Consider the following 19,546-nt stretch of genomic DNA (forward strand, 5'->3'; position numbering starts at 1 on the left):
TGATGCCGATGCGGATGCCGATGCTGACGCGGATGCTGATGCCGACGCTGATGCAGATGCCGACGCTGATGCCGATGCTGACGCGGATGCGGATGCTGATGCTGACGCGGATGCCGATGCTGACGCTGATGCGGACGCGGATGCCGACGCAGATGCCGATGCCGATGCTGATGCTGACGCGGATGCCGATGCAGATGCGGACGCTGACGCGGATGCCGATGCGGATGCTGACGCGGATGCGGATGCGGATGCTGACGCGGATGCCGATGCAGATGCAGATGCCGACGCGGATGCCGATGCCGATGCTGACGCCGACGCTGACGCCGATGCGGATGCTGACGCCGATGCTGACGCTGATGTTAATCATCCAATGGGAGACATACATTCTCATGATCGAGATCCAGGCCAGATGCCAATAAGACATGGTCATTCAAATACACCAAAACCAAGTACTACAGGTGGTTCTACACCGAAATCCTTGCCAAAAACTGCTGAGACACTTCATAGTTCACTTTCTTGGTTAGGAGCAGCTCTGTCTACACTATCTGGTTTAGGAATTTGGAAAATCAAAAAAAATAAAAAAACAGATAACAATGAATAATTAAGAAAGAAGCCGTTGCGGCAAGCAGTTCCGTATCTATGATTTTTTGATAAAAACGGATGTTCAGATTTTGTTTGCCGCAACTTCTTTTTAATATGAGGTGATTGAGTGCTAGTTAAGACAAAAGAAAGCTATTTGCCAGCAATCAAAGAAATGATAGAAACAATTGAAACAAATGTATCAAAACAATTGTTGATCGTCTCTACAGGAGATTTTACGAATAGAGGAAAGATCTTTGAATTCTACGGCAGTAATTTTGATATGATTTGGCGGAATTTTTTGACAGCTTACCATGTCAATAAGCTGGATCAGACGACTTATTTAAGAATTGATATTGCTATTGAAGAAGAAAAAACCAACTATGAACAGTTTATACAGCGCTTAAAAAAAATCAGAAGAAATAATTACATTGATTTCAATGTGAGAATCGATGGGTTGAGAAAAAAGAAGTTTTTTAAAAGAAGAACTGGTAGCAAATGCGATCATCAAACCTAGTAAAACACATAAAGTTGGGAAGAATCTTCCTGATTTAAGAATCGACGCTCAAAATTACCGCAGTTATGTGAAACGCAAGTATGGTCGTGAAGAGACAGATCTCAGCTACTTGGAGCGTTCTGCGTTCTATTATTTTAAAACAAAATCTTTTTATTTTGAAGACGGTCATATTTATCCTTTGAAAGATTACGGTAATGGAAATTACTTACGGGAAGTTTCATATGAAAATTTATCAGAAATAACAAATTTAGTGATCGAAAAAGGAAGTATGTATCTACAAAACCAGCTAACTGCTACAGGGAAATTTATTTACGGATATTATCCTTGTTATAATCAACTGCTTAAAGGTTACAATTCCGTGAGACACTTTTCGTCTTTATATGCGTTAGCCGAAGCAGCAGAATACTTTTCAGATGAAAAAATGCTCTTAGATGTTGAAAAAGGTTTATCTTGGGGGATTGAAAATCTGACTTCGGAGACTGACGGTTATTTTTTTATCAAGGATTATTTAAACACAGAGATTGAATATAAGCTAGGAGCACAGGCTACAGCAATCTTAGCTTTTTCAAAATACATCCAACAAACAGGTGATGAACAATACGTTCCAATCCTAAATCGTCTGATAGAAACTGTTTCCGCTAAATTTTTAACAAATGAGCATCGAACGATTCATGTACTTAATGCACAACTAGAAACGAAAGAAAAATTTCGGATCATTTATTATGATGGTGAAATTTTATTCTCTTTGCTTCGAGCATATGAGATTTTAGGCAATAAAGAAGTTTTTGCTATATGTCAAGGTTTGATGGACCAGTTCGTAGCGAACGACTATCAAAAGTATCATGATCATTGGTTAAGTTATGCGACCAATGAAATGCTGAAACATAGCCAGACAGAAGAATATTATCGCTTCGGTATAAAAAATGCGTTAGATAATATCGACTTTATTGATAAAAGAGATACTGCTTATCCTACGATGCTGGAATTGCTTGTCGCTGCTTCAAAAATGATGAGAAAATTGGAGTTCAGCACGTGGAGAAAAACGATTTTTGCTGAAGAAACTGACTTCTATAAGGTAAAAGAAAGAATAAATACAGTAATGAAAAAAAGGGTGAGACATGAGATTACTACTGGGGTCATGTTCCCTGAATTTGCTCAATTCTTCAAAGAACCAGAAACAATAAAATATGGCTTTTTTGCACGTCATGATCGTTTTCGTATGAGGATCGATGATGCAGAGCACTTTTTATCAGGATTGATTAACTATCGAATGTATGATCAAAAGAAGGAGTGAGAAGAATGGTTGGATTCATTCGCTTTGCTGCATTAGCTGCATTTGGTGTTTTCTATTTAGGGCTTAAAATACGTCGGAAAAATGATCAAAAAAATAATCTGAAAGAATCAGATTTAAGTCAATATAAGAAAAATGAAGAAGGGTTGTATCCTTGGGAAGTGGATCAAGATGATTCTCCGAAAAGGATCGAACCGAATGCCTCCAGATATGTAAACCAAGCAAGGCCAAGAAGAGGCAGGTGGTAAGCCATATAGAAAAAACAAGAAAAACAGGAGGAGAATTATGACTTCTATACATTCATTATTAGTTGATATGGATGGCCATTATTTAAAGAAATATGGAGATTTAGATAGAAATATCCAAGACGTTGAATATTTCTCAGGCCACTTAAAACGAAACATGGATTATTCTGATACGATGTTTGTTTGTGTTTCGCCAGAAAGAAGGAGTTACGTCAATCGAAAGGTCGTGAAATGGCGAGATGGAAATGAACAAATCATCGGAAAAGAAAATTGGTTTGGTGTGATCGTTACTGAAAAACCAATCATGGATCCGTCAGTGACGACACCACAGTTCATCGTAGAAGACAGTTGGAAATTTTTATTGGAATTATCCGCGAAATTGCGGTCCTGTTTTGTAAATCCGGTTGTTGCGATTACCGGGTCAGCAGGGAAGACTTCTACGCGAATGATGATCACTCATTTGCTTCAAGAAGAGAAAGTTTTGGAAAACAGGGGAAACCACAACGTTCGGTTTGCTGTTCCATTATACATGAGTAAATTACTTTCTAATCCTGATGTCTTGAATCTTGAAGTTTCTGTCAATGCTTTGAATTCATATGATACAGGGTCGATGTCTAATTTGATACAACCAGATATTGCTATTGTGACTTCGATTGGAGAAGCACATCTTAGTTCTTTAAAAGATACAAAAGGAGTAGCAGTGCATAAAGCAAAAATTTTCGAAGGCCTGAAACAAGATGGAATCGCCATCATCAATGGAGATATAGGAAAAGAAGAATTTTCAATTTTAGTAAGCGCTGCTGAGAAAAGAACCAGCAAAATAGTGGTCTATTCATTACATGATGCTTCAAGAGATGTTTTTGTGAAACAAATCTCACAAAAAAGAGAATATTGCGAAGTCCTAGTTTCTTTTTTCGGAGAAGATATTTTATTGAAACTTGCAGTTTCTTCAGAAGGGATGATCGCTAATTCATTGGCTGCGTTGATTGTAGCAAAAGAACTGAAAAAAGAGATCTCTCCATATATAAAAAAATTTGAGACATTCAAACCACTACCTAAGATATTGGAACGTACGATTTATACATCAGAAACAGGGACAGACTTCACCTTTATTGATGATACGCATAACGCTTCATTGCCTTCCATGAAAAATGCAATCAATTACTTTGATGGGATACAACCATTTTATAAAGGAAATAAAGTCTTGATACTTGGACAAATCGCTGATTTAGGCGATTCAACAAAGCAAATCCACCGCTTTGTACAAGAGGAGTTAAACCAATCGGCTGCCACGCATATTTATGGTTATGGGGAACATTTTAAATTGCTTTTTGAAGAAGGACAGAAAACAGATGATCGGCTTCAATGGTTCGATTCACTTCAGGAATTATGCAATGATCTGGAAACAAAACTAATAGAAGACAGTTTAGTTTTAGCAAAAGGATCAGTTACTGGAAGTGATTTTCATGAAATCGGCAAATATGTGCGTCAGATCGGAAACAAGCATAATATGAAAAGTCAGACTTTATAGAAGGTATTAGGGAAACGCCATGTTAGTCTGAACAGAGTAAAGAGGAATCGTTAAAATGACGGGAAAGGAGTGTGGCAGGTCGATGTCACACTCCTATTTTTGTGAAATACCTGGTTGTTCAATTTTTCTAGCAAAAAATGCATAAAAAAAGATAAAACGGTTGTAAACTGCGTATATTCGGGCTTTCGAACTTTTTCGTGGTGTGGTATGATAGTTAAGAATTTTGAGAAAATTTTTAAAAGAACGGTTATTATACAAGAATTATTTTTTAAAGTTTTCTTATGATTAAAAAGTGAATTTGCTGATTGAACAGTTGTATGAGACAATATTTTAGAAAATGTGAGACAGAGGTGTACTATGAAGCGATGGCAAAAAGTTCTATTAACCTTATTAGGTATACTCGTTTTGCTGATAGCCGGATTATCAGCATACGGTATCAGATTTATGGGAGAAGCGAGCCAAACAGTAAACAAAATATCTAAAAACTCTAATCGAATATCTTCCAAACGTTCTGAGAAAGTAAGTATTGATGACAAAGAACCGTTTTCGGTTTTGCTATTAGGTTTAGATACCGGTGGATTAGGAAGAACAGAACAAGGGCGTTCTGATACGATGATGGTAGTAACCGTTAATCCGAAACAAAAAAAATCAACGATTATCAGTTTGGACCGAGATATTTATACGAATATCGTAGGGTATGGAACGGTAGATAAATTAAATCATGCCTATGCATTTGGCGGCGTCGAAATGGCCATGGATTCAATTGAACAACTGCTTGATATTCCTATTGATCATTATGTAACCATCAATTTGGACGGTATGGAAGATTTGATCAATGCGGTCGGCGGCATCAAAGTGAATAATAAAATCGACTTTACGTTGGATGGTGTCCATGTACCAGTAGGTGAACAAACATTGGATGGAGAAAAAGGATTAGCCTATTCCCGAATGCGACACGAAGATCCAGAAGGAGATATCGGGCGACAACGTCGTCAGCGGGAAGTAGTGACGAAAATCGTCAATAAAGTTTTAAGTTTAGATGGCGTAAGCAATTATAGAAAAATTTTAAAAGCAGTCGAAAACAATGTGACAACGGACTTGAATTGGGATGACATGCTTGATGTAGCAACGAATTACACGGCAGCATTCGAAACGATCAAACAAGACCAGTTGCAAGGTGAGGGTCAAATGATCAATGAAGTCTACTATCAGATTTTAGGACAAAACGATCTTCTTTCGATTCAAAATGAACTGAAGAAACAATTAAATATCAAAACAAGTGACACATTACCTAATTTGAAAAATGAGAATGCTTCAATGATGTTCTTTGATGATTCGGAAGATGCCGATTCGACAACCGGTGATGGATCGAATAGTGAAGGATACACTGATTATTCTTCCTATTCAGAAAACACCTATGATCAGTACCAAGATCCGAATACCTATTATCAGCAAACAGAAGATACAAGTCAGTACTATACACCAAGTCAAGATACTCAAAGTTATGATCCTTATGCTGGACAGGAACAAAATGGTTATGGTTATGACCAGAATAATGAGTATGGAACAACAAGTGGGTACTAGAAAAAAATAGTTTGGTTAATAAAGAGTGCCACCTAAATTAGACAATAAAATCTAACTTAGGTGGCACTCTTTCTATGTGTTAAATATACTTTTTAACAAGTTTTCATTTATTAGCACTTAGTTTAAAAAATAAATCGAATAATTCAGTAGAGTTGCGAATAGAACCCATAAATAATAAGGAATCATGAGCCACATGACTAGGCGATGATGTAGCCATAATTGATACATAAGCACTGACAAGAAAATAACCAAAAGTGTAATATCGATTGCTGCAACGAAGATATTTCTTAAATTAAAAAATAGAGCAGTCCATATGAAATTAAAAATGAACTGAATCACAAAAAGACCTACAAGGTTGTTTCGCTGTTTTTTGTTGTTGTGATTAAGCAACAAATAAAGAGAAATACCCATCAAAATATACAATAAGGTCCACATTGGTCCAAATATCCAACTAGGTGGTGCAAATGGCGGAAGTTGTAAAGAATAGTAATATTCTCCAGGATTTCCGCTAAGCAATCCTGATAAAAAGCCTAATATGACAATTCCTATAACACAAACCCAAAAACGAATATCTTTTATCATCTTCATTCTATTAACTCCTTTCTATAATAATATTTTACATGAAGAATCACAGCAATACCTGTATTTAGTTTGTGAAGTAAGAATAATGGAGAAATATTGTTATTTAAAAAAGTTAAAAATTTGTTTATATGAATCATGAATTTGAAAAAGATCGTATTAAATAATTCTCATGTTTTTTACAATTCGTTATTTTCTTATTAACTTCTGTTACAATCTATATTGTAATCGATTACATAAAAGCTTGGCTGAAGTAAAAAATTATACATAGGAAGGTTGATAAATATGAAAAGAGGTTTACGCAAAGTACTTACTGGGGCGGCACTCAGCACGATGCTTTTTTCTCCTGCATTGCTGATTCAAGTACAAGAATCATCTGCAATCGAACAAACAGTAGTGACTAATCCCGATTTTGGAGTAGGACAAGGAATTGAGTGGCCAAAACAAGTAGTTGCTCCTTATGTGGATATAACTGCTTATTCTTCTGATGAAGAACTATCTAATAATGGGGCATTGAACTTAGCAGCTGTTGCTCAACAAACAGGACAGAAATTTTTTAAATTAGGTTTTTTACAGGCGAGAGGTATTAGAAATGGTCGAATTGATTGGGCTTGGGGTGGTTTTAATGGTCTAAGTGAGATTGATAATGACGAATGGCAGTATGAAGGAATCAAAAAATCTATCCGGGAATTACGTCAAAATGGCGGAGATGTAGCTGTTTCGTTTGGCGGACTGAATTCAGGAGCATTTTGGGAGGTCACTCAAAATCAAGCACTTTTATATGATGCCTATATGGAAGTTATCCAAGGCTATGGATTGACACGTGTAGACTATGATGTCGAAGCCGCTGCGATGGGATATGAAGAGAATTTGGCAAATGCAAAAGCGGTAAAGAAAGTTCAAGAAGCAACTGGTGTAGAAGTAACGTTGACCTTGCCAGTCATGGATACTGGCCTGATTTCGACCGGATTAGCAGTGTTACAAGCTTATCTGGAGGCAGGAGTGGATTTGACAAATATCAATCTAATGACGATGTGTTACGGAAGCAGTGTACCAGATTATGCCCAAGGGTCGCTTGATGCTGTGGATAATACAATGGTGCAGTTAAAAGAGTATTATCAAAGATTTATGGGAACGACTTTGACGACAGAACAAGCATATGCTAAATTAGGAACCACTCCATCAATCGGATTTGAAAGCGAAGCTCATCCATACTTTACAGCAACGATGTTCAATCGAGTCGTTCAGCATGCAAAAGAACGAAATATTGGGATGGTTTCCTACTGGTCAATGAATCGAGATTCAAAGGTCGATGGAGGACAAGGACAAGTCAATAATCGGTATGAATTTTTAAATGTGGCACAACGTTTTACAGATGACACACCTCTTCCAGAAGACAAAGAAAAACCAACTATTCCAGAAAATTTTAAAGCAGAATTGGTGACCTCTAGGCGTGCTGCGCTAAGTTGGTCGCCTGCGACAGATAATGATTTTATTGAAAAGTATAACCTTCGATTGATTGGAAACGAAGAAGTAGTTGAAAGAAGCACAATAGATACCCGGTATACTTTTGAGAATTTAAAAGAGAATACAACTTATACAGTGGAACTTACAGCAGAAGACCGTTCTGGTAATATTTCGGATAAAACAACATTGACGTTTACAACATTAGCGGACAATGAAAGTGAATATCCAGTATGGGATCCTGAAAAAGTTTATATGGCTGGCGATCGTGTTGTATACGAAGGCATCATCTATGAAGCTAAGTACTGGACTCAAAACAATAATCCAAGTGAATCTGGAGAATGGGGACCTTGGAGACAGATTTCTTGATTCATAGGTATATATGAAAAATAAATAAAAAATGTAAACAGGAGTTTTATTTAGCTCCTGTTTCTTTTTATTTTAATATAAAATTATAAAAGCATAATGTTTGCGCTAATATAATAAAGCGTTTACAATGTGTGTATCAAATGAAGGAGGTTTCTACATGAAAAAGATTAGTACATTATTGTTTATCGGGTTAGTTAGTTTAGGGTTGTTCGGTTTCAGCATTCCAGGTTTCGCACACGGTTATATTACTTCTCCTGGAAGTCGTGCATACCTAGGAACATCAGCAGCAGGGAATCTAAACCAAAATGTCGGAAGAGCACAATGGGAACCGCAAAGTATCGAAGCTACCAAAAATACATTCATTGATGGAAAAATCGCCAGTGCAGGAGTCAGCGGATTTGAACCTTTAGACGAACAAACATCTAACAGATGGCATAAAAATATGGTCAATCCAGGAACATTGAATATTACTTGGAATTTAACAGCGCAACATCGGACAAGTACTTGGGATTACTACATTACCAAGCCAAATTGGAACCCTGATCAACCTTTGAAATTTAGCGATTTTGAATTGATCACAAAAATAGACGACAAAGCAACCGTACCACCAAAAACAGTCAACCAAACAATCACACTTCCTCAAGACCGCAAAGGATACAATGTGATTTTAGCAGTATGGAATATCAGTGATACGACAAATGCATTCTATCAAGTGATTGACGTGAATATCCAATAATAATCAAAAGGGCTGTGACAAAAAACGTGTCACAACCCTTTTTTTGAATAAGCAGTGTTCGCCTGCCAACTCCTCGGTCACAAGTGACAATAGTCATCAAACATGAAAAGCTTTTTTGAAATTGTTCCTTGTGACTCGGAGCTGAACGGCAGGCTCACGCCTTCTCTCATTTAATCAGCAAGTCTCGTCATCTTCACGACGACTTCACAACGTGCAGTCTGAGGAAACATATCAACAGACTGTAAATATTCAACATTGAACTTTTTACTTAAATGGACCAGATCTCTGGCAAGTGTAGAAACGTTACAGGAGATATAAACAAGTTTTTTTGGCGGAAATTTCAGTAACGATTGAATCAATGCGTTATCCAAACCCGTACGTGGCGGATCTACGATGATACCATCTGGCTGAAAACCTTCATTCAACCATTTAGGTAGAACTTGTTCGGCTGTACCGACTTCATATCGAGTATTGTGATACCCTAATCTTTCCGCATTTCTTTTTGCATCAGCGATTGCTTGAGGAACGGTATCCATTCCTCGGACTTCTTTGACCTTTTTTGCTACACTTAAACCAATCGTACCAACTCCGCAATAAGCATCTACGATTGTTTCATCAGGCTGGGCATCTAATGCTTTGATTCCTTCACCATAAAGCAGTTCGGTCTGCTGAGGATTCAACTGAAAGAAGGCGCGAGGAGAAAGATCGAAAGTCACTTCATTGATTTGTTCTTCAATGGCTTCTTTTCCCCATACGTGGATCGTTTCATCCCCCATCACGAGGGATGTTTTTTGTGCTTGGACATTTTGCATGATCGAAACAACTTCGGGCAGGCGTTCATTGATTTCACGAATCATTGCGTTTTTTTGTGGGAATTTTTTACTGCGAGTAATAAAAACGACTTGCAGCTCTCCAGTTTTGACACCGATTCTGACCATGATCGTGCGGAAAATACCACTGTTTGTCCGTTCATCATAGATGGGTGCATCAAATTTATTCAATAGTTGAACAACAGTATTCATCACTTTTTGTGTTCGGGGTTCTTGTACCAAACAGTCTGTTATAGGAACTAACTGATGCGAGTTTGCTTCATATAAACCAGCTTCGGCCTTTTGCGTTTGTTTATTTTTTCGTAATTGAAATTGTGCTTTGTTTCTATAATGCCATGGATCATCCATCCCAATCGTCGGTAACAACTGGTAGGATCGAAAGCCTGCTGGTTTGAATTTTTCCAATGCTTGCAAGAGTAGATCCTTTTTAAAATCCAATTGTGCTTGATAGGCTAAGTGTTGTAATTGACAGCCACCGCATTCATAATAAACAGGACATGGCGCCACTACGCGATCTTTGCTTGGTTTTTTGACTTTTATTAATTCTCCTTCTGCATAACGAGGAGTTGCTTTCGTGATTTTGACTAGTACTTCTTCTTTTGGTAGTGCATACGGAACAAATATAATCAATCGTTTGAAATAACCAATTCCTTCGCCATTTATGCCTAAACGCTTGATTTTCAAAGGAACCGTTTGTCCATTTTTGACAATTGTTTCTGCCATAAGTATCTCCCTTTTTCTTTTTTCTGTGGTTTATTCTAACATATAATACCTGATTACGGGGATTTTCTATGGTATGATAGAGAATATATGTTCGAGGAGGATGTTTATGTTAACCGTTACGAGAATCAGTAAAGGCAAAGGCCCTTTCTATCGCGTAGATTTATCTGAAGGAGAAGCTTTACAAGTATCTGAAGATGTATTAGTACGCTATCGTTTGTTAAAAGGACGGGAATTAGACGAAGAAACTATCCAAGAGATCAAGAAGAGCAGTGGAGCTGATTTCGGATTTCAGCTAGCAATGAATTACTTAAGCTATCAGTTACGGTCGGAAAAAGAAATCCGAACATACTTAAAAGAAAAGGAAATCCTTCAAGAAGATCGAAATAAAATCGTAGCCCGCTTAAAAGAATTGGATCTTGTCAATGATTTGGTCTATGGGGAAAGTTATGTGCGCACGAATATGCGCTTAAGTGACAAAGGTCCAAAAAAATTGTCACAGCAAATGCAGCAAAAAGGATTAAAACCAGAGACTATTGAACAGGCGCTCGACCAGTATACAGTTGAAGACCAAGTTCAAAATGCACGTCAAACGGCTGAAAAAATATTTGGAAAAAATCATGGGAAAAGCCAAAAAGAATTATTGCGGAAAATCCAACAAACTCTGATGACAAAAGGTTTTTCTCAAGAAGTGATCCAACAAGCGATGGCTGATCTTCCGCAAGAAGTAGACCAGGAAACAGAATATGATTATTTAGTCAAACAAGGGGATAAACTATGGCGAAGAAATTCAAGATTTGAACCTAAAAAAAGAAACCTAAAAGTAAAGCAAAGCTTATATCAAAAAGGATTTGATTTGGATATGATCCAGCGATTCATTACGGAAAAGGAAGAGGAAAGTGAATAAAGAATGGGAAAAATGGACAGACGAAGAAACAAAAGAATTTCAAGATCAGTTCATTCAATGGTATGAACAAGAAAAAAGAAACCTGCCATGGCGCTACAATCGGGATCCTTATCGTATCTGGATCTCTGAAATCATGCTCCAGCAGACCAGAGTAGATACAGTGATCGATTATTTCTATCGCTTCATGGAATGGTTTCCTACAATTGAAGAATTGGCAACTGCTCCAGAAGAAAAGCTTTTAAAAGCTTGGGAGGGGCTTGGTTATTACTCAAGAGCCCGAAACATCCAAGCAGCTGCTAAACAGATCATGTCTGAATTTGACGGAAAAATGCCGCAAACGCCTGAAGAAATCAGCTCATTGAAAGGGATAGGCCCCTATACGACAGGAGCGATAGCAAGTATAGCATTTGGACTTCCAGAACCTGCAGTTGACGGTAACGTGATGCGAGTAGTCAGCAGATTGTTTTGCATTGAAGCAGATATCGCCAAAGCTTCCAGCAGGAAAATCTTTGATGAAGCGATGCGGAAAATCATTGATGAAACGTATCCAGGTGAATTCAACCAAGCAATGATGGATCTAGGCTCAGCTATCTGTACACCAACTTCTCCAAAGTGTGAAGCTTGTCCGATCCAAGCCTTTTGTTTAGCCAACAAACGAGGGATCCAAACGAGCTTTCCTGTAAAAACAAAAAAAGCAAAGCCAAAAGACGTTTATTATATCAGTGCGGCTCTTCAAAATCATTCTGGAGCGTATTATTTTGAAGAAAGAGATAGCCAAAAACTGCTAGCGAATATGTGGACATTTCCAATGGTGGAAGTGACACAAGAGGAGTACGAGCGATTGAAAAAAGGATGGGAAGCAAAACGGGAAGTCGATTTGTTTGATGATCTAGTAGCAGAAGACGGAAAAGAGCTTCCCTTCGAAAAGCAGGAACTTTTTATTTGGCAGACACGTCATTTAGGAGAAGTTACTCATGTCTTTAGTCATCTGAAATGGCATGTCCTCCTTTTTTACGGACGGGCAACCGAGGAAGCAGAACAGGAATTTACCGAGAACAAAACTTCGAAGTGGTTGAAGCCTGCTGCATTTGATTCGGTCGTTTTTCCGAAGGTACAAATGAAACTAGTGGAACAGTTGGAGAAAAATCGAAACAATAGGAATCCTTTCTAGGCAAAGCTCATTTTTATTGATATAATAATTATGATGTCGGTGTAATGAACACCCAAACACAAAGCACAAAATGCTGCTTAAGGAAGGGTTGCTATGGGAGTTCCAAAAGAAGGAGAGTTTGTGACGATCCAAAGTTACAAGCACGACGGCAGATTGCATCGAACGTGGCGAGATACCATGGTATTGAAAACAAGCGAACACTCTATGATCGGCGTGAATGATCACACATTAGTCACTGAATCTGACGGACGCCGATGGGTAACGCGCGAACCAGCGATTGTGTATTTTCATAAAAAATACTGGTTCAATGTAATAGCAATGATCAGAGAAAAGGGGGTTTCCTATTATTGTAATCTAGCTTCACCTTTTTTGCTGGACGATGAGGCCTTGAAATATATCGACTATGACTTGGATATCAAGGTGTTTCCTGACGGCGAGAAACGACTATTGGATGTCGATGAGTACGAGATGCACAGCAAAATGATGAATTACCCGAACGATATTGACTTCATCCTAAAAGAAAATGTGAAGATTCTGGTTGACTGGATCAATAATGGAGATGGCCCGTTCTCAGAAGGCTATATTGATATTTGGTATGACCGTTACAAGCAATTGTCGCGTAAGTAAACGCAAAAAAAACAGTAAGCCAGTGAGAAATCTTTCTCAAAAGCTTGCTGTTTTTTTGTTTTTTTTTTTTCGAAAAATTTTTTATAAAGTCTTTTTCATATAAATGTGAGGCATGCCAGCGTCTTCAAAAGGCTCACCGTAAGCTATGTAACCAAGCTTTTCGTAAAAAGCTTCCGCTGTAGACTGCGCTCCTAATAAAATCGTATTATAGCCTTGATTCTTAGCAAAGGTTTCTGCTTCTTCAATCAATAGCTTACCTAAGCCTTGGTGTCTGTATTCAGAAAGAATCGCCATTCGCTGTAATTTCATTTTTCCGTTTTCTAAAGGCAAAAGACGTACAGTTCCTTGCGGTTCTTTTTTATCTGAGTACAAGACGAAATGGATGCAATGTGCTTCATCTTTATCTATTTCTCGAGACAAAGGGACACCTTGTTCGACTACAAAGACTTGATGTCTGATTCTTACAGCATCTAAGTAAATATCGCTCATTGTATCTTTTGTTTGTACAACTTTCATGGTCTAGCCACCTTCCTTTCGTATAGTATACTGGAAAATAAAATAAATAAAAAGTATGGAAAGTTTTCAAAAATAAAAAAAGAATAAAAGAATTTTTAGCGAATATAATATATACTAGGAAGAAAGAAAGGAGGAAATCTATTGTTTGAAAAACTTAGACAGTCTAAACTAATGTTTTGGTCGCTTGAATTATTGATCATAGCTGCACTAATCATGATTTCATCAGAAATAAATTTTATTTTTGAACCGATCGGGACATTTTTTTCCACGTTATTTGCACCCGTACTGATTGCAGGCTTTCTTTACTATTTGCTGAATCCTATCGTCAAGCTGCTGATGAAAGCAAAAATCAAAAGAATATGGGCTGTCGCAATTGTGCTGCTCCTTTTAGTTGCAGCAATTATTTGGATTTTACTCAGTGTCATTCCAAGTCTAGTACAGCAAATTTCCTCATTAGCATCCAATATGCCTGATTTTATCAAACAGGTCGAAAATTGGTTAAAAGAGGTTGCCGAATTGCCTGTGTTCAAGGAAGTTGATATCAATAAATATTTTGAACAATTAGATATTTCTTACGGGACGATCATCCAACAATTCCTTAGTGGCGTTTCCAACAGTTTAGGTTCGATCGTTGGAACGATTGCTTCGGCAACCGTAGTGATCATTACGGCACCCTTCATCTTGTTCTATATGTTGAAAGATGGCGAAAAACTAGTGCCAAACATCCAACAGTTTTTCCCAGAGAAAAGAAGAAATCAAATTGTGGAATTATTGGGACAGCTGAATAAAACATTAGCTAATTATATTAGTGGACAAGCAATTGAATGTCTATTCGTCGGCACTTTTACATTTTTAGGATATATGATCATCGGTGTAGATTATGCTTTCTTGTTTGGGGTCATTGCAGGATTGACGAACCTGATACCATATTTAGGACCTTATCTAGGGCTAGCACCTGCATTTTTAGTGACGATCTTCAACGATCCGATAAAAGCATTACTTTGTTGTTTAGTTGTACTAATCGTCCAACAGTTAGATGGAAACATCATTTATCCGAATGTAATTGGGAAATCACTGAAGATCCATCCATTAACGATCATTATCGTCCTTCTAGTAGCAGGAAACATTGCCGGATTGCTTGGTATCTTCTTAGGTGTTCCTTTTTATGCAATCTGCAAGACAATCATTTCCTATATAATCAAAATCATCAAGGAAGATAAACAAAATGAAAACAAGAAAAAAATTGCTACGACCTCGTAGATAGTTTTAGTACACTTGTTTTTATTGCAAAGAAAATTGCTTTGTGATACCATTTTAACGTGGCTATAGTGCCACGTTTTTTTCTATCGTAAACTAAAAATTAATTTTATAAGGAGAGAATGCGATTATGAATGCTGACCCTGAGAGTCAGTCGCTGTTAGCGCAGATTTTATTATTGATCGTTTTGACATTGATCAATGCTTTTTTAGCAGCTTCCGAAATTGCTGTTGTTTCGATCAATAAGAATCGAATCGAGCAAAAAGCTGATGAAGGAGATGTGAAATCTCAAAAGCTTTTAAAAATATTGCAGAATCCAAATAATTTCCTATCGACAATCCAAGTAGGAATCACTTTGGTCAACATTTTGTCTGGTGCGTCACTAGCGAATACTTTATCGGAACGGTTAGCTCCGGTATTAGGTGGCGGTACAGCAGCAAAAAATATTGCAAATATCATTGTGCTGGCTATTTTGACCTATGTATCGATTGTTTTTGGAGAATTGTACCCTAAACGTATTGCTTTAAATAAATCAGAAGAAGTCGCAAAGTTCACTTCAGGGCTGATACGCTTGATCGGCGTAGTAGCTAAGCCCTTTGTCTGGTTGCTTTCTGCTTCCACAAGTTTGTTGGCACGTATCACACCGATGACCTTTGATGATGAAGATTCAAAAATGACCAGAGATGAAATGCGTTATATGCTTGAAAACGAAGGCGTATTGAACAACGAAGAATTGGAAATGCTCCAAGGGGTTTTTTCTCTTGATACGAAAGTTGCCCGAGAAGTAATGGTCCCACGAACGGATGCATTTATGATTGATATCAATGACACTGTGGAAGAAAATGTGAATGAAGTTTTATCGGAAAACTATTCAAGAATTCCTGTCTATAATGAGGACAAAGATAAGGTAGTTGGAATCCTTCATACAAAGAATTTACTAAAAGCAGCCCATAAATTTGGCTTTGATCATTTAGATATCAAAAAAATCATGCAGGAGCCTTTATTCGTTCCTGAAACGGTCTTTATTGATGATCTATTATATGAAATGAAAAAGACACAGAATCAAATGGCTATTTTATTGGATGAATATGGCGGTGTCGTTGGTTTAGCAACATTAGAAGATCTTTTAGAAGAAATCGTCGGAGAAATCGATGATGAGTCAGATGAAGTTGAGAATCTTTATGAAAAAATCGATGAACACGAATATATGATCCAAGGACGAATGCTGATTGATGAATTCAATGAAGCTTTTGACAGTGATTTGCATATGAGTGATGTAGACACGATGGCTGGTTATTTGATTACAGCATTAGGCATGATTCCGGATGAAGGCGAAAAGTTATCGTTTGATGTCGATAATATTACGCTGGTTTCTGAAGAAATGGAAGGTTCTCGAATCCTTAAAATCCGTGTCATTTTTCATGATCCGGAAGAAACAGAAGCGGAACCTGAAGAAGAACGCCGATACTTCAGAAAAGAATTCGAAGATGACGAACCAAGAAGATAATTGGAAACTTGGTTGTAAAAGAAAGACGTGTTGCTTGAATAAACAAGCAACATGTCTTTTCTTTAGTCAGCTGACAAAAATATTTGACTCTTATGATTTGGTGGCTTTTTCATTCGCTGAATCCATGCTATACTGATTCAGTTGTAGTAGTTAACAGAGGTTGTAAAAAAGCTGTCCTGTATCAAGTAATAATAACAGCCAAGCAAAAACAGCTTCTCCTGTTTTTGGGTTGGTGGGGATTATTACCGATTCAAGCTTTTAAACACCGTTTACTCGGAAAAAGGGACGGCGACACGGCTTTTGTCACAGCCCTATATGAAATTGTCTTTCCTTAAGAGAACAGAAAATCTGTCTAGAAAAAGATAAATAATTGAATGGAAGAAATGGAGTTAGGTTATGAATAATCCAGAATTAAAGCAGCAAGTGGACAATCGCAGAACATTTGCGATCATTTCCCATCCGGATGCGGGGAAAACAACGATTACAGAACAATTACTATTGTTTGGTGGAGCTATTCGTCAAGCCGGAACTGTAAAAGGAAAGAAAACAGGTAATTTTGCCAAATCAGACTGGATGGAAATCGAGAAACAACGTGGAATATCTGTCACTAGTTCTGTTATGCAGTTTGATTATCAAGGAAAACGAGTAAATATCTTGGACACTCCAGGACATGAAGATTTTTCTGAAGATACTTACCGTACTTTGATGGCCGTGGATAGTGCGGTCATGGTAATCGACAGTGCCAAAGGGATCGAAGCACAGACAAAGAAATTGTTTCAAGTGGTTAAAAAACGTGGCATCCCGATTTTTACTTTTATCAACAAACTAGATCGTGATGGTCGCGAACCATTAGAACTGTTAGAAGAATTAGAAGAGTTGTTAGATATCGAGTCTTATCCGATGAATTGGCCAATTGGTATGGGAAAAGGTTTAGAAGGTCTTTATGATATTTACCATAATCGTGTAGAGTTTTATCGTCCGGAAAATTATCAAGGAGAACGTTTAGTAGAATTGGATGAAGATGGTCTGCTTCCTGATAATCATCCTTTAACTGAAAATTCCTTATATGAACAAGTCTTAGAAGAAGTAGAACTACTCAAAGAAGCTGGAGATGCATTTAATCAAGAAAAAATTGCTCGTGGCGATCAGACACCAGTATTTTTTGGTTCTGCATTAACTAATTTCGGTGTACAGACTTTTTTAGAAACTTTCGTTGAATTAGCACCAGCTCCTTATGGGCATAAAACACAAGATGATCAGATGGTAAGCCCTTATGAAGAAGAATTTTCAGGTTTCGTATTCAAGATACAAGCAAATATGAACCCAGCCCATCGTGACCGAATCGCTTTTGTCCGAATCTGTTCTGGAACATTCGAGCGAGGAATGGATGTCTGGTTAGAACGTACAAATAAAAAATTGAAATTAAGCAATGTTACGCAATTTATGGCAGATTCGAGAGAGAATGTCGAAAAAGCAGTAGCAGGTGATATTATCGGTGTATATGATACTGGTAATTATCAGATTGGGGATACATTGTTCGAAGGCAAACTAAAAGTTGCTTATGAAGAACTTCCTTCATTTACTCCAGAGCTGTTCATGAAAGTGACTGCTAAAAATGTCATGAAACAAAAATCCTTCCATAAAGGAATCTATCAATTGGTTCAAGAAGGAGCGATTCAGCTTTATAAAACATATCTAACGGAAGAATATATCATTGGGGCTGTTGGTCAGCTGCAATTCGAAGTATTCCAATATCGTATGTTAAATGAGTACAATGCAGAAGTCATCATGTCTCCGATGGGGCACAAAATTGCTCGCTGGATTGATCCGGAAGATTTGGATGAGAAGATGAGTTCAAGCCGTAATATCTTAGCGCGGGATCGTTTTGATCAGCCGTTGTTCTTATTTGAAAACCAATTTGCGGAACGGTGGTTTGCGGATAAATATCCAGATGTCAAACTGAAAAGTTTAATGTAAAGATGTTGTAAAAAAATTGCGTTGCATCAAGTAATAGGGAAAGCCAAACAAAAACAGCTTCTCCTGTTTTGGGTTTGGTTGAATACCGTTTACCAAGAAACCATGAGTCTGCCACTCAGTTTCAAGTGCAAATAAAAATTTTGAAAATAAATTCTTATACTTTGTTGATAGCCGTGACGGATTTTCCGTTACGGTTCTTTTTATCGTTTAAAACTATAAAAAATATCTAATCTAAAAAAATATAAAAATTACTTTGCGTACATACTATTAAAGAGAGGAGGGTTTGTGAAATGGAAACAGAATGGCAAAGGCGTCAAAGAAAAAAACAGAAAAAAGCAGAAATGTTACGATTATGTCGATTGTTGGATGTAAAAGACTGGGACAAAAACGAGCAGATTGCACAAGAAGTGCGATCAATCATCCAGAAAGAAGAAAAAGTAAAAAATAAAGATACGAGTAGATCAAAAAATGAAAAGAGAAAGACACAAAAGAAGCGTAAAAAAATAAAGAGCCAGAAAGCAAAAGAAACAAATGAGGCGTGAATCGTCTCATTTGCTTCTTTAATTATGTTCAAAAAGTTGATTAAACGGCTAACGTCGCGCCTAATTCATGTTTTGGAATAGAGATTTCAACAAGCCCGGCCAATTCGATTACTTTGATTTCATCCTCGTGGTAAACAGCATCTTTGATTTTATCCAAGAAATAATTTTTAGCTTCTTCGATTTCTTTCGGCTGGATTTTACGTTTATCATTGATTAACAAAATTTCATTATGTTCAGGGGCTTCAGTGTAGACAATAGTGGTATTTCCGGCTGTGTAGACTTTGACCAGATGGGCATCAGTGTTTTCAAGCTGGTTCAATACAAGACGGGAATGGCTGTTTGTTACATTTACCAATTTCATGGCGCTCACCTCTTTTATGTATTTTTAATTGCTTGTTTCTCTTATTATAATTTCTTTTTTATAAAATGAACAGTATTTTGACTTTTCTGAAAAAAGAGAGCGTGGGACAAAAGTAAAGAACACTTTTGTCTCACGCTCTAAACACGTATAAACGGCGGAAGCAGAAGCAACTCCTTCGGAAATAAGCTGAAATTCACAAAAATTTGAAAAGCAATTTTCCTGAATTCCTTCTTATT

At 37.3% G+C, this 19,546-nt stretch carries 18 protein-coding genes and 1 pseudogene; 14 read left to right on the forward strand and 5 right to left on the reverse strand.

The genetic code is table 11. The annotated features are described in order from the left end of the window. Positions 1-430: hypothetical protein (locus HMPREF2988_RS13985; protein ID WP_373887768.1), on the reverse strand; the 430-nt coding region annotated here is incomplete at its 3' end. Between HMPREF2988_RS13985 and HMPREF2988_RS13990 the strand changes: the two genes are divergently transcribed. The 5 genes and pseudogenes from HMPREF2988_RS13990 (at position 410) to HMPREF2988_RS12710 (ending at position 5,747) form a co-directional block, all read left to right on the forward strand. After that, positions 410-601 (forward strand): LPXTG cell wall anchor domain-containing protein, encoded by a 192-nt coding sequence (locus tag HMPREF2988_RS13990; protein ID WP_002315308.1) that lies wholly within the window; start codon positions 410-412, stop codon positions 599-601. The genes HMPREF2988_RS13985 and HMPREF2988_RS13990 overlap by 21 nt on opposite strands. Before the next feature lie 108 nt (positions 602-709). Beyond that, positions 710-2,390 (forward strand): annotated as a pseudogene (locus HMPREF2988_RS12695) (hypothetical protein). Positions 2,391-2,395: 5 nt separating this feature from the next. Beyond that, on the forward strand, positions 2,396-2,635 hold the full coding sequence (locus tag HMPREF2988_RS12700) for a hypothetical protein (protein WP_038398791.1): 240 nt from the start codon (positions 2,396-2,398) through the stop codon (positions 2,633-2,635). Positions 2,636-2,672: 37 nt separating this feature from the next. After that, positions 2,673-4,163, forward strand: coding sequence for a Mur ligase family protein (locus tag HMPREF2988_RS12705; protein WP_070770757.1), 1,491 nt, complete (start codon positions 2,673-2,675; stop codon positions 4,161-4,163). A 357-nt stretch (positions 4,164-4,520) separates the two neighbouring features. Next, positions 4,521-5,747, forward strand: coding sequence for an LCP family glycopolymer transferase (locus HMPREF2988_RS12710; RefSeq protein WP_024635874.1), 1,227 nt, complete (start codon positions 4,521-4,523; stop codon positions 5,745-5,747). A 117-nt stretch (positions 5,748-5,864) separates the two neighbouring features. Here the strand turns inward: HMPREF2988_RS12710 and HMPREF2988_RS12715 are convergent, their stop codons facing one another. After that, positions 5,865-6,335 (reverse strand): TspO/MBR family protein, encoded by a 471-nt coding sequence (locus HMPREF2988_RS12715; RefSeq protein WP_002310332.1) that lies wholly within the window; start codon positions 6,333-6,335, stop codon positions 5,865-5,867. Between the two features lie 276 nt (positions 6,336-6,611). Between HMPREF2988_RS12715 and HMPREF2988_RS12720 the strand changes: the two genes are divergently transcribed. After that, complete coding sequence (locus HMPREF2988_RS12720) at positions 6,612-8,159, forward strand: fibronectin type III domain-containing protein (protein ID WP_024634798.1); 1,548 nt, start codon at positions 6,612-6,614, stop codon at positions 8,157-8,159. Positions 8,160-8,316: 157 nt separating this feature from the next. After that, positions 8,317-8,895, forward strand: a complete 579-nt coding sequence (locus HMPREF2988_RS12725; RefSeq protein ID WP_002315302.1) for a lytic polysaccharide monooxygenase auxiliary activity family 9 protein — start codon at positions 8,317-8,319, stop codon at positions 8,893-8,895. Positions 8,896-9,065: 170 nt separating this feature from the next. On the opposite strand, the gene rlmD is transcribed toward HMPREF2988_RS12725, so the two are convergent. Continuing rightward, on the reverse strand, positions 9,066-10,448 hold the full coding sequence (gene rlmD / locus HMPREF2988_RS12730) for a 23S rRNA (uracil(1939)-C(5))-methyltransferase RlmD (RefSeq protein ID WP_002343015.1): 1,383 nt from the start codon (positions 10,446-10,448) through the stop codon (positions 9,066-9,068). Between the two features lie 106 nt (positions 10,449-10,554). Here rlmD and recX point away from each other — a divergent pair, with 106 nt between their 5' ends. From recX to HMPREF2988_RS12745, 3 genes are all read left to right on the forward strand, one after another. Further along, positions 10,555-11,352, forward strand: a complete 798-nt coding sequence (gene recX, locus HMPREF2988_RS12735; RefSeq protein ID WP_070770758.1) for a recombination regulator RecX — start codon at positions 10,555-10,557, stop codon at positions 11,350-11,352. Then, a complete protein-coding gene (mutY, locus tag HMPREF2988_RS12740; protein ID WP_002315299.1) occupies positions 11,345-12,523 on the forward strand; it encodes an A/G-specific adenine glycosylase in 1,179 nt (392 codons plus the stop codon). The genes recX and mutY overlap by 8 nt, the downstream gene beginning before the upstream one ends. A 93-nt stretch (positions 12,524-12,616) precedes the next feature. Beyond that, positions 12,617-13,150, forward strand: a complete 534-nt coding sequence (locus HMPREF2988_RS12745; RefSeq protein ID WP_002310342.1) for a nucleoside tri-diphosphate phosphatase — start codon at positions 12,617-12,619, stop codon at positions 13,148-13,150. 81 nt (positions 13,151-13,231) lie between these two features. Here HMPREF2988_RS12745 and HMPREF2988_RS12750 read toward each other — a convergent pair whose 3' ends face one another. Beyond that, the gene (locus tag HMPREF2988_RS12750) at positions 13,232-13,666 is read right to left on the reverse strand and encodes a GNAT family N-acetyltransferase (RefSeq protein ID WP_002315298.1); all 435 of its coding nucleotides are present in this window, start codon (positions 13,664-13,666) and stop codon (positions 13,232-13,234) included. 141 nt (positions 13,667-13,807) lie between these two features. On the opposite strand from HMPREF2988_RS12750, the gene HMPREF2988_RS12755 reads away from it, so the two are divergent. The 4 genes from HMPREF2988_RS12755 (at position 13,808) to HMPREF2988_RS12770 (ending at position 18,949) form a co-directional block, all read left to right on the forward strand. Beyond that, on the forward strand, positions 13,808-14,926 hold the full coding sequence (locus tag HMPREF2988_RS12755) for an AI-2E family transporter (RefSeq protein ID WP_002315297.1): 1,119 nt from the start codon (positions 13,808-13,810) through the stop codon (positions 14,924-14,926). 127 nt (positions 14,927-15,053) lie between these two features. After that, on the forward strand, positions 15,054-16,430 hold the full coding sequence (locus tag HMPREF2988_RS12760) for a hemolysin family protein (RefSeq protein WP_070770759.1): 1,377 nt from the start codon (positions 15,054-15,056) through the stop codon (positions 16,428-16,430). A gap of 396 nt (positions 16,431-16,826) precedes the next feature. Then, a complete protein-coding gene (locus HMPREF2988_RS12765; RefSeq protein WP_070770760.1) occupies positions 16,827-18,407 on the forward strand; it encodes a peptide chain release factor 3 in 1,581 nt (526 codons plus the stop codon). Positions 18,408-18,697: 290 nt separating this feature from the next. Next, positions 18,698-18,949: a hypothetical protein gene (locus HMPREF2988_RS12770; protein ID WP_002315293.1), complete on the forward strand. Its 252-nt coding sequence runs from the start codon at positions 18,698-18,700 to the stop codon at positions 18,947-18,949. A 40-nt stretch (positions 18,950-18,989) separates the two neighbouring features. On the opposite strand, the gene HMPREF2988_RS12775 is transcribed toward HMPREF2988_RS12770, so the two are convergent. Further along, complete coding sequence (locus tag HMPREF2988_RS12775) at positions 18,990-19,310, reverse strand: DUF1827 family protein (RefSeq protein ID WP_002315292.1); 321 nt, start codon at positions 19,308-19,310, stop codon at positions 18,990-18,992. Positions 19,311-19,546 lie beyond the last annotated feature (236 nt).

Origin of the sequence: Enterococcus sp. HMSC061C05, from assembly GCF_001814765.1 — a bacterium.
Lineage (GTDB): Bacteria > Bacillota > Bacilli > Lactobacillales > Enterococcaceae > Enterococcus_B > Enterococcus_B lactis.

Coding starts and splice junctions, on each gene's coding strand:
- HMPREF2988_RS13990 (WP_002315308.1), top strand. CDS start 410: ATGCCAATAAGACATGGTCATTCAAATACACCAAAACCAAGTACTACA.
- HMPREF2988_RS12745 (WP_002310342.1), top strand. CDS start 12,617: ATGGGAGTTCCAAAAGAAGGAGAGTTTGTGACGATCCAAAGTTACAAG.
- HMPREF2988_RS12720 (WP_024634798.1), top strand. CDS start 6,612: ATGAAAAGAGGTTTACGCAAAGTACTTACTGGGGCGGCACTCAGCACG.
- HMPREF2988_RS12750 (WP_002315298.1), bottom strand. CDS start 13,666: ATGAAAGTTGTACAAACAAAAGATACAATGAGCGATATTTACTTAGAT.
- HMPREF2988_RS12765 (WP_070770760.1), top strand. CDS start 16,827: ATGAATAATCCAGAATTAAAGCAGCAAGTGGACAATCGCAGAACATTT.
- HMPREF2988_RS12770 (WP_002315293.1), top strand. CDS start 18,698: ATGGAAACAGAATGGCAAAGGCGTCAAAGAAAAAAACAGAAAAAAGCA.
- HMPREF2988_RS12760 (WP_070770759.1), top strand. CDS start 15,054: ATGAATGCTGACCCTGAGAGTCAGTCGCTGTTAGCGCAGATTTTATTA.
- rlmD (WP_002343015.1), bottom strand. CDS start 10,448: ATGGCAGAAACAATTGTCAAAAATGGACAAACGGTTCCTTTGAAAATC.
- HMPREF2988_RS12715 (WP_002310332.1), bottom strand. CDS start 6,335: ATGAAGATGATAAAAGATATTCGTTTTTGGGTTTGTGTTATAGGAATT.
- recX (WP_070770758.1), top strand. CDS start 10,555: ATGTTAACCGTTACGAGAATCAGTAAAGGCAAAGGCCCTTTCTATCGC.
- HMPREF2988_RS12710 (WP_024635874.1), top strand. CDS start 4,521: ATGAAGCGATGGCAAAAAGTTCTATTAACCTTATTAGGTATACTCGTT.
- HMPREF2988_RS12775 (WP_002315292.1), bottom strand. CDS start 19,310: ATGAAATTGGTAAATGTAACAAACAGCCATTCCCGTCTTGTATTGAAC.
- HMPREF2988_RS12705 (WP_070770757.1), top strand. CDS start 2,673: ATGACTTCTATACATTCATTATTAGTTGATATGGATGGCCATTATTTA.
- HMPREF2988_RS12700 (WP_038398791.1), top strand. CDS start 2,396: ATGGTTGGATTCATTCGCTTTGCTGCATTAGCTGCATTTGGTGTTTTC.
- HMPREF2988_RS12725 (WP_002315302.1), top strand. CDS start 8,317: ATGAAAAAGATTAGTACATTATTGTTTATCGGGTTAGTTAGTTTAGGG.